A 14,447-nucleotide genomic window follows, 5' to 3' on the forward strand; every position below is an offset into this window, starting at 1 on the left:
GCGATAAATTTTGGTTTTTCATAAGTAAAGGGTATTTTTTTAAAAGTATTTTAATGGATTAAGTATTTGATTTTTAATGATTTGTTTGTTTTGTCGAAAGAATTAACAAATTTGAAAAGCAACCATTGTAATCGAACAGCATCTTCATAGTAATTAACAATTAATTATTATTTTATATGAAAAGGTTTAAATTAAAATCAGTTTTTGTAGTATTATTTTTAGCTATAGGGTTAACTTCCTGCAGTAACGATAATGATGCGCCAAGTATTCCTGAATCAATTACTAAAGCTGCTTTAGTGACCGAAGTGAAAGGTCCGGCAACCGGGAAGGTTAATGAAGAATTAAGCTATGATGTTACTTTTGCTGTCGATAACGCTTGTGGAGAATTTAGTAAAATTGGTGAAGTGACCATTGGGGGAGTAAAAGGATTGCAAGTTGAAGTTAAATATCCAACAGGAGTTTGTACCACTCAGGTACCGGATCCTAAAAAGACAGTTTACAAATTTAAGTCTGCAACCAAAGGAACTTTTGAAATTAAATTCAAAAAATCAGAAACGGAGTTTATCACGACAAAAGTGGTTATTGAATAATTAAGTTCTTAGACGATAAATTTTAGGTAACGAAACCATTTTGCAATTATTTGACTCTTTAATAGAATAAGATATTTGTAAGATGGTTTTCTTTTTATAAGAACTGGAGTATAGGTGTTCTTTGTCATTCTTTCAAAAAACACTATTTTTGCACTCTAAATTTTATGTCATGCCGAAAAGAAAGTATAAAATAGCCGTTATTCAGTTAAATCTGAATGATGTTGCCGAGAATAATCTTAAAAAATGTATCAGCTGGGTAAGAGACGCAGCTACTAAGGGAGCTGAAGTAATATTGCTTCCGGAATTGTACAGCAGTCATTATTTTTGCCAAAGCGAAGATGTAGATAATTTTGCATTAGCCGAACCATTGTACAGCACTTCATTTATTGCTTTTAGTGCTTTGGCAAAGGAATTGGGAGTAGTAATTATTGTTCCTTTCTTTGAGAAGAGAATGGCAGGAATTTATCACAATAGTGCTTACATCATTGATACGGATGGAACAGAAGCAGGATTATACCGTAAAATGCACATTCCGGACGATCCGCATTTTTATGAAAAATTCTATTTCACGCCGGGTGACTTAGGTTTTCAGGCTATTGAGACTAAAAAAGGAAAAGTGGGAACACTTATTTGCTGGGACCAATGGTATCCGGAAGCAGCACGTATTACTGCTTTAAAAGGGGCTGAGGTTTTATTTTATCCAACAGCAATTGGATGGCATCCAAAAGAAAAAGAAGAATACGGAGATAATCAATATGGTGCATGGATGAACGTAATGAAAGGTCATGCTGTTGCGAATGGTGTTTTTGTTGCCGCTGCAAACCGTATTGGATTAGAAAAATATATTGAAGGAACAGAAGGAATTCAGTTTTGGGGGGCTTCGTTTATCGCAGGGCCTCAGGGTGAGATCTTAGCTCAGGCTTCTCACGATCAGGAAGAAATTTTAATTGCTGAAGTTGATTTGGATCTACAGGAAAACGTACGTCAGAACTGGCCGTTTTTCAGAGACAGAAGAATTGATGCTTTTGGAGATATTACTAAAAGAGCGATTGATCAATAAGTAAAAAAACTTTTACATAAAGGCAAAGAAGTAGAGGCTGTTTAATTTTAAACAGCCTCTTTTGTTTTTCAGCACAAACAATATTGTTTTAAATTTTAGCTTTAATTCGACGCTGATAAAACGGATTTACTTCGTAAAAACACGGATAAAGACAGATTTTTTTCTCCTTATAAAGAGTTTACAATTTTTAAGATCTGTTTTTATCCGCGTTGAAGTAAGATGTAGAATGTTAAAGCCACTTTTAAGTATTTATATGCAAAAGAGACTGTTTAAAAATTTAAACAGTCTCTTTTTATACTAGCTTAGAATTGTTTATTTCACCTGGAAAGTAACTCTTCTTACGATTTGACGCGCTTCTTTTGAGTTTTTGTTCACAGAAGTGTCTTCACCGTTAGCAATTACATTTAGCCTTGAAGCATCGATTCCTGCATTTGTTGCAATCTTTTTAACTGCTTCAGCTCTTTTTCTTGATAATTCAGTATTGTAACTAGAGTTTCCAATTTCGTCTGCGTATCCAATAATATCTGCTGATTTACCAGGATTGTTTTTCAGGTATTTCACTAAGAAATCAACACCAGATAGAGAAGTATTGGTTGGTTTAGAAGAATTGAAATCAAAGTATACATTTACATATCCTCCGTTGATTAGTTCTTCAACAGTACGGTTTGTTGGAGCTACTTCACTTCCTTTTTTAGCATAAGTTTTATCTAAGTAGCTTTCTAATTCATCCGGCACACCATTTTGATTGTTGTCAATAGATTGTCCTTTAGTATTTACAGCCACTCCTGAAATCGTGTTTGGCTCTAAATCATACAAATCAGCAACACCATCTTTATCGGTATCAATAAGATTAGTCTCAATTGTATTCACTCGGTCTTCTAATTTGTTTAGTCTTTCATTTTCTTCAGAATACCAGTCAGCATGTTTTGTGTTTTTACCTAAGTAAAACGTCAAACCAACAGATGCATTTAGTAACACACCGTCTAATGAACCGGTAGTAGGAACACCTTTTCCGTCAAAGTTGTGGTTTTGTCTTCCGTTAACAATTCCGGTAAGATCTCCGGTTAAAGCAACTCTGTTGCTAAGTCTTACTTGTCCGGTTAATCCCATAATTCCGTGAGCCATATAATCTTTCCCGTCAAAACCTTTATCGCTGCTTAATTGAGAAACACCAAAACCTCCATGGGCCAATAAACCAAAAGTATTTGTCCAGGTTTCAAAGTTTAAAGCTCTTCCAAGGTTAATAACCCCTTGTAAACTTGCTCTGTAATATTTACTGTCAAACTCCGGAGTGTCTTTACGTTCCTGAAATTGATCGTATCCAACATCCAGTTTCAAACCAAATTTAGGATTAAACATATATCTGGCACCTAAATCGGCATGAAATGCACTAAGTGACTCTGTTGAATAGCCAGGTGTCATGGCTCTCATCGGTTTGTTTAAACCTCCGTTTAATTCTATAGACCATTTATTATAAGCAGGTTTGTCAATTGAAGACTGGGTCGATGTCGTTGTAGTGTTTTGCGCACTGGCAGCGATTGATAGTAGTAAAAGTGATACTGAAGCTAATTTCTTTTTCATGATATCCAAATTTTTATTTAATATTATTTTTGAGCCTTAACTTTTAAACTCAGGACAAATTTATAGTACGAAATTTAGATAGTGTTCTATTTGGTCTTACATAATTCCCATCTTTTGGGTTTTAATTATGCAAATATGTTAATGAAATCAAAATATTTGGTCAAAAAAAGGGGCTAAATTTAAATTTTAGCCCCTTTTTGAAATTGTAAATATGAAGGTTATTTTAAATCCGGTTGGTATATTTTTACAGTTCCATCTCCTTCACTGCTAACGACTAACAAACTTCTTTTGGTTGGACTTTTAGAAGCTGGAATGAAGAGTATTCCTTCCGGAGCGTCTCCGGTTTTTACCGTTTGCAAATATTGCGGTGAAGCAGGATTGGTTACATCATAAGTCATAAAAGCATCTGATCTTTCTAAACCTACAAATAAAATATTCTGAGATCCCATTTTAGCAGAAACAACTGCTTCCGGTTCAGAACCTTTGTCGTCACTTCGTTTATCATCATAAGTTCCAAGATCATTTGTTTTTTTGTCTGCATCATTTTTACTGTCATAAACAATTTTTCCGGTATTTCCGTTCCAGATAGAGAAGGAGCGGGCTCCAAAAGCTACCAGTTCATCTAAATCGCCATCACCATCTGTATCTCCCATATCTGCGATAAGATTCAGTCTTCCTAGATTGGTTTCCAGTTTCAAAGCAGCAGCATCAGGAAAAGCGGTAGCATCAAGTTTCATGTCTTTCATTCTTTTAATATCTGCATAGGCTGCATATTCTCTGGCATCACCTTCGTTGGCAGTAACAAAATAAGGAGTGTTGTTAACTGAAAAATGACTAATGGCATCCGGCATGTACATTCCTTTTACTTTCCATGGATTAAAAGCAATTTTATCGTCTTTGTCACTAACATCAATAGCATTTTCGGCGGTATTGAAGTTTTTAAAGCCCAGAGGATAAAGAGCTGTAATGGTTTTAGAGGTCAAATCTACTTTGGCAACACCGTTGTTTTCCTGTAAAGTAACCCAGGCAGTTTTAGAATCATCAGATATCGTTATGTATTCAGGTTCAATGTCCTGAGTAAAACTCTTGGCAAATTTTGAAATTCTAAACCCTTCTTTTTTCAAAGCTTCGGCCTGACCGCTGAAAGAACTGAAATCTAAAGTAGTCACAGCATAGGTAGCCGTTTCAATAATAGAAATGGTTCCGTTTGGATCCTGCGTATAATCAGTGTTAGGCTCTCCTTCGTTAGCCGTCATGATGTATTTTCCATCCGGTGAAAACGTAATCATATCAGGTAGTGCACCAACAGTAACTTGTTTAATTAAGCTGTAATCGCTGGTATTAAAAACAACCACCTTTCCATTTCCTTGTTTGTTAAGAGTTGATTCTAAAGCAACCGCCAGTTTTCCATCGTAAACTGCAACACTGTTAGAAGCGCCTTCGTATGGAGTCAGATCGATTTTACCAATTTTAATGGGTTTTGTAGGATCGGAAATATCAACGACATCAATTTGATTCGTTCCGCTATTGTTTACGATAAAAAGCCTTTTTGTTTTTTCATCATAAGCCGAAATTTCAGCGGCTGCCTCTCCGCCAATGGTAATAGAACCGATTTCTTTAAAAGAGCCCGGATTTTCGTTGACTACTACTTCGGATTCCTGATTTTTTGAGGTTTCATCATTATTACAGCTTGCCATAACAAATAAAGCAGCTAATAATGAAAGGCTTACATTTTTCATTTTTGTGTTTTTTAGTTTTGCCAAATGTAATTAGCAGATTATGGTCTAGTATTAAGGCTTTATTATTTAATCTTTAACTTAATCTGTCAATTGGAAAATCAGTCAATTAGATAATTGCCAGGTCATTATATTGTTAGATGATCTAATTATCTAATTATCCAATTAGCACATTGTCTAATTATCACATTATCTCATTATCTTTGTGCACTTTCAAATTTAGAATCATTTTATGTCAACAAATAATAGAAGATTTCCGGCGGAATGGGAGAAACAACAAGGAATTGTATTGTGTTTTCCGCATAACGGAAACGACTGGCCGGGAAAATACGAAGCTGTTCAATGGGCTTTTGTAGAATTTATTAAAAAAGTAGCCACTTTTGAAACTGTTTTTTTGGTCGTAGCCGATGAAAAACTAAAAGAAAAAGTAAGTGGAATGCTGGAAATGGGACGTGTGAATCTGGCGAATATTTCTTTTATTGTTCACAAGACCAATAGAAGCTGGATGCGTGATTCGGGACCGATTATTGTACAAAATGGTTCAAAAAGAGAAGCTTTGAACTTTAATTTCAACGGTTGGGCAAAGTATAAAAACTATCAGCTGGATAAATTTGTTCCTGCTAAAATTGCCGATTTTATTGATGTTCCGCTTACACAGGTAATGTACAAAGGAAAACCGGTAATTGTAGAAGGCGGTGCAATTGATGTAAACGGAAAAGGAACTTTACTGACTTCTGAAGAGTGCTTGATGCATCCGACTATTCAGGTTAGAAACGCAGGTTTCACCAAAGAAGATTACGAAGCTGTTTTTAAGGAATACTTAGGAGTTACCAATGTAATATGGCTGGGTGATGGAATAGAAGGAGATGATACACACGGACATATCGACGATTTATGTCGATTTGTAAACGAAGATACGATTGTAACGATTGTGGAAACAGATAAAAACGATTCTAATTATAAGCCATTACAGGACAATTTGAAACGTTTGCAAAATGCAAAACTGGAAGATGGAAAGTCGCCAACTATTGTCGCATTGCCAATGCCAAAACGTGTAGATTTTGATACGTTAAGATTACCGGCCAGCTATGCGAATTTCTTAATTCTGAACAATTGTGTTCTGGTTCCTACTTTTAATGATAGTAACGATCGTGTGGCTTTGAATATACTTGCAGAATGTTTCCCTGACAGAGAAGTAATCGGTATCAGCTGTATTGATTTTATCTGGGGATTTGGAACATTACATTGTTTGAGCCAGCAAATTCCGGCTTAATTTTCGAGTTATATAGTTATAATTTTTTGCCACTGATTAATAGGATTGAAATGATTAAAAAATCCATGAGAATCCTATTAATCGGTAGTGAAAAAAAACAAATAAAAAAAAACCTTGTTAGCTGTCTAACAAGGTTTTTTACTTATATATCTTCCGATATGGCAGGATCTCTTCATTGTCTCACAAAAGGAGGTAACAATTGGCTTGAAACTTCTCCAAAACCAATACGTACTTCATTGCTTTCGCAGTAACCTCTGATGATTACTGTATCACCATCTTCTATAAATTTACGTTCACCTCCGCCATTTAAGGCTATTGGGTTTTTTCCTCCCCATGTTAGCTCTAACATCGAACCAAAGCTGTCTTCAGTTGGACCGGAAATAGTTCCTGAACCCATCATGTCACCTGAGTTTACACGACATCCGTTTGAGGTATGATGTGTTAACTGCTGTGCCATAGACCAGTACATGTATTTGAAGTTTGATTTTGAAACTACGGTTTCTTCCTGATTTTCAGGTTTTAAAGCAACCTCTAAATGAATATCGTAAGCCTTTTTTCCTTTTGTTTGTAAATAAGGAAGCGGGGTAGGATCTTGTTTAGGACCTTTAGTTCTAAAAGGTTCCAAAGCATCCATTGTAATAATCCATGGAGAGATTGAAGAAGCAAAGTTTTTCGCTAAAAATGGTCCAAGTGGTACATATTCCCATTTTTGAATGTCACGCGCACTCCAGTCGTTTAATAAAACCATTCCGAAGATATAGTCTTCCGCTTCGTAAGTTGAAATGTTTTCGCCCATTACATTTACATCTGTAGTGATGAAAGCGGTTTCTAATTCAAAGTCTACTAAACGGGACGCGCCAAATACCGGGGTATCATGACCGGCAGGTAAAGTTTGTCCCATCGGGCGGTGTACCGGAATTCCTGAAGGAACAATGGTAGAACTTCTTCCGTGGTATCCTACCGGAATGTGTAACCAGTTTGGTAATAAAGCATTTTCAGGATCACGGAACATTTTTCCAACGTTCGTTGCGTGTTCTTTACTGGAATAGAAATCCGTATAATCACCAATTAAAACTGGCAATTGCATTTCGACATCATCAATATTGAAAATAACAATATCGCGGTCTTTTTTGGAATCTCTTAATTGCGGATTGGTCTCGTCGAAAATATCAGCGATTCGGTTGCGGACTAGTCTCCAGGTTATTTTTCCATAAGAAATGAAATCATTAAGAGTGTCCTGCATGAACATATCATCAGTCAGATCAATTCCTGCAAAATAGTTTAATTGTTGTAGAGCCCCTAAGTCTATAGCATAGTCGCCAATTCTCGTTCCTACAGTAACAACATTTTCTTTGGTAAGAAATACACCGAATGGAATATTTTGAATAGGGAAATCACTATTTTCTGGTACTTCTAACCATGATTTTCTCTTAGTATCGTTAGCGGTTATTGGCATGTGAATGTTAATTATTTGTTGAAAAATTCTATGTCAAATATATCATAATCTAACAGTTTGACAAACGTTTTTTTGTATTTTTGCAGGAAATTAACGAAAAACGAAAAAATGCAACGCGACGAACAAATTTTTGACCTTATACTAGAAGAAAAGGACAGACAAATTCACGGATTAGAACTTATCGCTTCAGAAAATTTTGTAAGTGATGAGGTAATGAAAGCAGCTGGTTCTGTTTTAACTAACAAATATGCTGAGGGGTACCCTGGCAAAAGATACTACGGAGGATGCGAAGTAGTAGACGTAATTGAGCAGATTGCTATTGACAGAGCCAAAGAATTATTTGGAGCTGAATATGCAAACGTTCAGCCACACTCTGGATCTCAGGCTAATACATCAGTTTACCATGCATGTTTAAATCCTGGAGACACTATTTTAGGTTTCGACTTATCTCACGGAGGTCACTTAACTCACGGTTCTCCCGTGAATTTCTCAGGTCGTTTGTACCGTCCTGTTTTTTATGGTGTAGATGCTGAAACGGGTCGTTTAGACTATGATAAAATTCAGGAGATCGCCACTAAAGAACAGCCAAAATTAATCATCGCCGGAGCTTCGGCTTATTCACGTGATATGGATTTTGCTCGTTTCAGACAAATTGCTGACAGCGTAGGAGCGATCTTATTTGCTGATATTTCTCATCCTGCAGGTCTTATTGCTAAAGGATTAATGAATGACCCGATTCCACATTGTCATATTGTTTCTACTACTACTCATAAAACATTACGCGGACCACGTGGAGGTTTGATTTTAATGGGGAAAGATTTCGAAAACCCACAAGGTTTAAAAACTCCAAAAGGAGAAATCAGAATGATGTCTTCTTTATTAGATCTTGCTGTTTTCCCTGGAAATCAAGGTGGACCATTAATGCATATCATTGCTGCTAAAGCAGTAGCTTTTGGTGAAGCGCTTAAAGATGATTTCTTTACTTATGCTATGCAATTGCAGAAAAATGCAAACGCTATGGCTGATGCTTTCGTAAAAAGAGGATACAACATTATCTCTGGCGGAACAGATAACCACATGATGCTTATCGACTTAAGAAATAAAGGTATTTCTGGTAAAGAAGCTGAAAATGCATTAGTAAAAGCAGAAATTACAGTAAATAAAAACATGGTTCCATTTGATGATAAATCACCATTTGTAACTTCAGGAATCCGTATTGGAACAGCTGCTATCACTACTCGTGGTTTAGTGGAAGAAGATATGGAAAAGATTGTTGCTTTAATCGATAAAGTGCTTACAGATCATACAAATGAAGCGGTTATCGAAGAGGTAGCAGATGAAGTAAATGAAATGATGAGCGAAAGACCAATTTTCGTTTACTAAAAATAAAATTTGAAACTTAATTGTTTCAGGTTTAAAGTTTCAAGTTTAAAGTTTTGTAATGCGGAAATAACGTGAGCCAGAACTTTAAACTTTTTTTTCGTTCCTAAAGGAACCTGAAACAAGAAAAACCTGAAACAAAATAAACTAAAAGAGATATGGGCGTATTAAGATTACAACTGCCAACAGACCCGAGATGGGTGAATATCGTAGAGAAAAATATTGAAGAAATCCTGACGGATCATGCTTGGTGTGAGCAAAAAGCAGCAACAAATGCGATTACGATTATCACTAATAATTCTGAGCATCAGGATTTAGTGCAGGATTTATTGGCTTTAGCCAAAGAAGAAATCGATCATTTTGAGCAGGTTCATAATATCATCATTAAGAGAGGATTGAAACTTGGACGTGAGCGTAAAGACGATTACGTAAACGAATTGTATCAGTACATGAAGAAAAGCGGAGACGGAAGCCGTGTTTCCGGATTGGTGGAAAGATTGCTTTTTTCTGCAATGATCGAGGCTAGAAGCTGTGAGCGTTTCAAGGTATTATCTGAAAATATTCAGGACGAAGAACTGGCTGTTTTTTACAGAGAGTTAATGGAAAGCGAAGCGGGACATTACACTACTTTTATCACCTATGCCCGAAAGTACGGCGTTGGAATTGACGTAGAAAAACGTTGGAGAGAGTGGTTAGCTTTCGAAGAATCGATTATTACCAATTACGGAAAAGGAGAAACTATTCACGGGTAAGTTTACAGTCTACAGTATTCAGTGAACAGTTTTTAGTTTGCATTTCATATTTAACAGTTTACATCTAACATTTCACATTTCACAACTCACAATTCATTATATTTGAGAGCCACAAAAACGGAAACCTATGAGAATAGAAACTGATTTGAAACTGGGATTTAAAGATGTAATGATTCGTCCAAAGAGATCAACGCTAAAAAGCAGATCAGAAGTCTCTTTAAAGCAAGATTTTAAGTTTTTGCACAGTACTTCAACCTGGTCCGGAGTTCCGATTATGGCGGCCAATATGGATACGGTAGGAACTTTTGAAATGGCCAGAGTTTTAGCGAAAGAAAAACTCTTTACAGCCATTCATAAACACTATTCGCCACAAGAATGGAAGGTGTTTTTAAAAGATAAGACAGCTGATTTTTATAATCATATTGCGATCAGTACGGGAACAGGAGTAGAAGATTTTGAAAAAATAAGCCGGATTATTGCAGAGAATCCATTGCTTAAATTCATTTGTATCGATGTTGCAAATGGCTATTCAGAGCATTTTGTGCAGTTTTTGAAGCAAACCCGCAAACAATATTCCGATAAGGTTATCATTGCCGGAAACGTAGTTACGGGAGAAATGGTTGAGGAATTGCTTTTGGCTGGTGCCGACATTGTAAAAGTAGGAATTGGCGGTGGTTCTGTTTGTACTACTCGTGTAAAAACAGGTGTAGGATATCCGCAGCTTTCGGCTATTATTGAATGTGCCGACGCTGCTCACGGTTTAGGCGGACATATTATTAGTGATGGCGGCTGTCAGACACCGGGAGATGTTGCAAAAGCATTCGGTGCGGGATCAGATTTTGTAATGTTAGGCGGAATGCTCGCCGGACATACAGAGAGTGGTGGAGAAGTGATAGAAATAGAAGGAGAAAAATTCAAGCAGTTTTACGGAATGAGTTCTAAAACAGCCATGGAGAAACATGTTGGAGGAGTGGCTGAGTACAGAGCAAGTGAAGGTAAAACAGTGCAGGTACCTTTTAAAGGTGAGGTTATCAATACAATATTAGATATTTTAGGCGGTTTGCGAAGTACCTGCACCTATGTGGGGGCTTCACGTCTAAAGGAGCTTACCAAACGAACTACGTTTATTAGGGTAAGTGAACAGGAAAATCAAGTTTTTACAAAGTAATAAAAGTATTTTAAAATAGAATATGATTGCAATTTCAGAAGCTACAGTTAGCGATATTAAACAAATTCAGCACATAGTAGATATCACATGGCCGATTACATACGGTGAAATTTTAAGTAAGGAACAATTAGACTATATGTTAGCGCTTTTTTACTCGGAAGAAGCTTTAACCGAACAGTTTGCTAAAGGAGAACAATTATTTTACAGAGTTGATGAAGGAGCATCTACTGTGGGGTTTATCGGGATCGAACATCAATATAAAGGACAAGCGATAACAAAAATTCATAAAATTTATCTTTTACCGGAAACTCAGGGAAAAGGAATTGGAAAAAAAGTGATGGAAGAGATTGAAAGATTAGGTGCTGAGAACAATTCTAATGCACTGTCTTTAAATGTAAACCGATTCAATCCGGCTATTGGTTTCTATAAAAAGATAGGTTTCGAAGTTATTGGAGAATCTGATCTTGATATTGGAAACGGTTATTTGATGGAAGATTTTGTAATGGAGAAGAAGTTCTAAAACGGAACCCACTGTTGATTATAATTAGAATAAGACATAGAGCCAGGAAGTGAAGTGTAAATTGTGAAATGTGAAATGTGTGAAGTAGATGTAAGAGAAACATGTTCTATTTTATGATATTCTGTTTTACTAAAAGTGATACACTATTTTCAGTTAGACAATATGGATTAGAATATAGTAAGGAATAAGCTGGTTTTTTGACCGGCTTTTTTTTGGATTTGTTCGAAAATTTAGTGAGTTGTTATAGAAAAGTAATCATTATCTAAAAAAGTATGCAGTCAAAACTTTAGAATGAAGCTGCATAAAAAAAGTAAAGCTCTGAAAGAGCGCCAGTACCAGCATAGTGCAAAGCGCTATGAGAAAAATATCGAGTATAAGTTTAGCCCTGTAAGGGCGAAAGCCTAACCACAAAGAATATATTACATACAATTTTAGAAAAAGAGTTATTCTTTAGTAGTATCTAATTAGGAGTTTTCTATGTTCTCTTGTTGTTTTAAGCCTCTTTTGATATTTAACTCACAACAATATCATGTTTGAATAACAGGCCTTTCAGTTCCGGCAAAGTAAAAATGGCTTTTTTCAGTTTAGTTTTTGAGGGATCAATCGTGTAATTGTAGCTCGTCTTAAAATCAGCTTTATTGGCGATGGCCTTGTCAAACTCAGAGCGGAACAAATCGCAATTGTCAAAGAGGACACTGGTGAGGTCAGCAGCCATAAAATCTACAGCAATTAAACTGCAATTGGTAAAAGTAGTCCCCTTAATCTTCAGGGTGTAGAATTTTGAAAAATCCAAAATGCAATCGTAAAAATGAATTTCGAAGATCAGCTTGTCGCACATGGCAAAATTAACCTCTTTAATTTCGCAGCGATTAAAAGTGGCGGTTCGAAAGGCAACATAATTGATTTTGGCTTCATTGAAAATACAATCATTAAAGGTGCAATCGATAAAAGTAACCGCTAAAAAGGTGCAGGCAGAAAAATTACAATTGTTAAAAACACAACACTCAAAATCTTTAAAATTGACGTCATCTTTACCATAAATAATGGTATCGTATTCTTTATCAAGGAAATATTGAGATTCTTTTTTCAAGGTGATTTTTAAGGATAATTTTCAGAGTGAAAAGATACTAATTATAGGAGTACAAGCAGAGGAGAAATAAAGATAATTTACGATTTCAGGAATAACTTTAGGATCGAATAAAAAAGAAACTTAAGACCTTTTGTCTGATAGAGTTAAGGATTTCTGTTTAAGGTTCTTTTTTGTGAATTTGATATTTTTTGATCCTTAAAATGTTAAGTACTTAATTTTAGAGGTAAAATTTAAGAAAATCTTAGCAGTATTTGATTTGAAATATTTTCCTATGAGGGTAATTTGATGTAGATTTACACTGTTTTTTAAAGTTAAAACGTAACAATCTAAATTATATGGGATCAACAAGAAAAGAGCATGATTTTTTAGGGGAATTAGACATTCCAAATCATCTATATTATGGTATCCAAACCTTCAGAGCAGTAGAGAATTTTAATATCACAGGAATTCCTATTTCAAAAGAACCTTTATTCATCAAAGCATTAGGTTATGTAAAAAAAGCGGCAGCTTTGGCCAACAAAGACTGCGGTGCATTAGACGCTAAAATAGCCGAAGCAATTTGCTATGGAAGTGACCAGGTAATTGCCGGTAAATTTGATCAGGAATTTGTGAGCGATTTGATTCAGGGTGGAGCCGGAACTTCGGTGAACATGAACGCTAACGAAGTAATCGCTAATATTGGTTTAGAATATTTAGGACATAAAAAAGGAGATTACAACTTCTTACACCCAAACAATCACGTAAACTGTTCTCAGTCTACTAATGACGCTTATCCATCAGCTTTTAGAATTGCACTTTACCTGAAAATGGAGAGTTTCATTAAAACTCTTGAAGGTCTTGAAGTGGCATTTGCTGCAAAAGGGGAAGAATTCAAGAATGTTCTGAAAATGGGTAGAACACAGCTGCAGGATGCAGTTCCTATGACTTTAGGGCAGGAATTTAACTCTTACGCTACTACTATTGGAGAGGACGTTAGAAGATTAAGAGATGCTCAGAGTTTGGTTTTAGAGATCAACATGGGAGCAACAGCTATCGGAACAAGAGTAAATGCACCGGAAGGATATCCTGAAATCTGTGTAGACTATTTAGCGAAAGAAGTTGGAATTCCGTTAACTCTTTCTCCTGATTTAATTGAAGCTACAGTAGATACCGGCGCTTATGTTCAAATTATGGGAACATTGAAAAGAACAGCCGTTAAAATTTCTAAAATCTGTAACGATTTAAGATTGTTGAGCTCAGGGCCAAGAACAGGTTTCAACGAAATCAATCTGCCTGCACGTCAGCCGGGATCTTCTATCATGCCGGGGAAAGTAAACCCGGTAATTCCGGAAGTGGTAAACCAGACTTGTTTTTATGTAATCGGACAGGATTTGACTGTAACTATGGCAGCCGAAGCAGGACAATTGCAATTGAACGTAATGGAGCCGGTAATTGCTTTCGCCATGTTTACTTCATTAGATTACCTTTCAAATGCAATTCAGACTTTAATTGATAAATGTATCATTGGAATCACTGCAAATGAAGATCATTGCTACAATATGGTCATGAACAGTATTGGAATCGTGACTCAGTTAAACCCAATTTTAGGGTATGAAGAAAGTGCCAGTATTGCAGGTGAAGCTTTGAAACTGAACAAAAGTGTACACCAGATTGCGGTGATCGAAAGAAAATTAATCACACAGGAAAAATGGGACGAAATTTATTCACTGGATAATTTAATCAACCCAAAATTCATCACAAAATAGGAGAGTTACTCTCTATTTACAGAAAGCCGACATTATTTTTAGTGTCGGCTTTTTTTATGGAAACGGATTTATTGTTCATAATTAAATCATAATTTA

At 35.9% G+C, this 14,447-nt stretch carries 12 protein-coding genes; 8 read left to right on the plus strand and 4 right to left on the minus strand.

What is annotated here, in order from left to right; genetic code table 11:
• Nucleotides 1-176: 176 nt before the first annotated feature.
• Nucleotides 177-590 (plus strand): hypothetical protein, encoded by a 414-nt coding sequence (locus tag ACAM30_RS17145; protein ID WP_369615793.1) that lies wholly within the window; start codon nt 177-179, stop codon nt 588-590.
• Between the two features lie 169 nt (nt 591-759).
• Entirely contained in the window at nt 760-1,650 is an 891-nt protein-coding gene (locus ACAM30_RS17150) for a carbon-nitrogen hydrolase (protein WP_369615794.1), read from the plus strand.
• A 312-nt stretch (nt 1,651-1,962) separates the two neighbouring features.
• On the opposite strand, the gene ACAM30_RS17155 is transcribed toward ACAM30_RS17150, so the two are convergent.
• Together ACAM30_RS17155 and ACAM30_RS17160 are read right to left on the minus strand one after the other, a co-directional pair.
• Nucleotides 1,963-3,231, minus strand: a complete 1,269-nt coding sequence (locus tag ACAM30_RS17155; RefSeq protein ID WP_369615795.1) for an OmpA family protein — start codon at nt 3,229-3,231, stop codon at nt 1,963-1,965.
• Between the two features lie 218 nt (nt 3,232-3,449).
• Nucleotides 3,450-4,970, minus strand: a complete 1,521-nt coding sequence (locus ACAM30_RS17160) for a choice-of-anchor I family protein (RefSeq protein WP_369615796.1) — start codon at nt 4,968-4,970, stop codon at nt 3,450-3,452.
• 229 nt (nt 4,971-5,199) lie between these two features.
• On the opposite strand from ACAM30_RS17160, the gene ACAM30_RS17165 reads away from it, so the two are divergent.
• A complete protein-coding gene (locus ACAM30_RS17165) occupies nt 5,200-6,240 on the plus strand; it encodes an agmatine/peptidylarginine deiminase (RefSeq protein ID WP_369615797.1) in 1,041 nt (346 codons plus the stop codon).
• 172 nt (nt 6,241-6,412) lie between these two features.
• On the opposite strand, the gene fahA is transcribed toward ACAM30_RS17165, so the two are convergent.
• A complete protein-coding gene (gene fahA / locus ACAM30_RS17170; protein WP_369615798.1) occupies nt 6,413-7,696 on the minus strand; it encodes a fumarylacetoacetase in 1,284 nt (427 codons plus the stop codon).
• Between the two features lie 108 nt (nt 7,697-7,804).
• Here fahA and glyA point away from each other — a divergent pair, with 108 nt between their 5' ends.
• The 4 genes from glyA (at nt 7,805) to ACAM30_RS17190 (ending at nt 11,516) form a co-directional block, all read left to right on the plus strand.
• On the plus strand, nt 7,805-9,079 hold the full coding sequence (glyA, locus tag ACAM30_RS17175) for a serine hydroxymethyltransferase (protein WP_089077965.1): 1,275 nt from the start codon (nt 7,805-7,807) through the stop codon (nt 9,077-9,079).
• A 155-nt stretch (nt 9,080-9,234) separates the two neighbouring features.
• Nucleotides 9,235-9,828, plus strand: coding sequence for a tRNA-(ms[2]io[6]A)-hydroxylase (locus ACAM30_RS17180; protein WP_017497075.1), 594 nt, complete (start codon nt 9,235-9,237; stop codon nt 9,826-9,828).
• A gap of 127 nt (nt 9,829-9,955) precedes the next feature.
• Entirely contained in the window at nt 9,956-10,996 is a 1,041-nt protein-coding gene (locus ACAM30_RS17185) for a GMP reductase (RefSeq protein ID WP_369615799.1), read from the plus strand.
• 22 nt (nt 10,997-11,018) lie between these two features.
• Complete coding sequence (locus tag ACAM30_RS17190) at nt 11,019-11,516, plus strand: GNAT family N-acetyltransferase (RefSeq protein WP_369615800.1); 498 nt, start codon at nt 11,019-11,021, stop codon at nt 11,514-11,516.
• 511 nt (nt 11,517-12,027) lie between these two features.
• Here the strand turns inward: ACAM30_RS17190 and ACAM30_RS17195 are convergent.
• Nucleotides 12,028-12,606 carry a pentapeptide repeat-containing protein gene (locus tag ACAM30_RS17195; protein ID WP_369615801.1) on the minus strand — a complete coding sequence of 193 codons (579 nt, stop codon included), beginning with the start codon at nt 12,604-12,606 and terminating at the stop codon, nt 12,028-12,030.
• Nucleotides 12,607-12,941: 335 nt separating this feature from the next.
• Here ACAM30_RS17195 and aspA point away from each other — a divergent pair, with 335 nt between their 5' ends.
• Nucleotides 12,942-14,351, plus strand: coding sequence for an aspartate ammonia-lyase (gene aspA, locus ACAM30_RS17200; RefSeq protein ID WP_369615802.1), 1,410 nt, complete (start codon nt 12,942-12,944; stop codon nt 14,349-14,351).
• Nucleotides 14,352-14,447 lie beyond the last annotated feature (96 nt).

This window comes from Flavobacterium sp. CFS9 (assembly GCF_041154745.1).
Lineage (GTDB): Bacteria > Bacteroidota > Bacteroidia > Flavobacteriales > Flavobacteriaceae > Flavobacterium.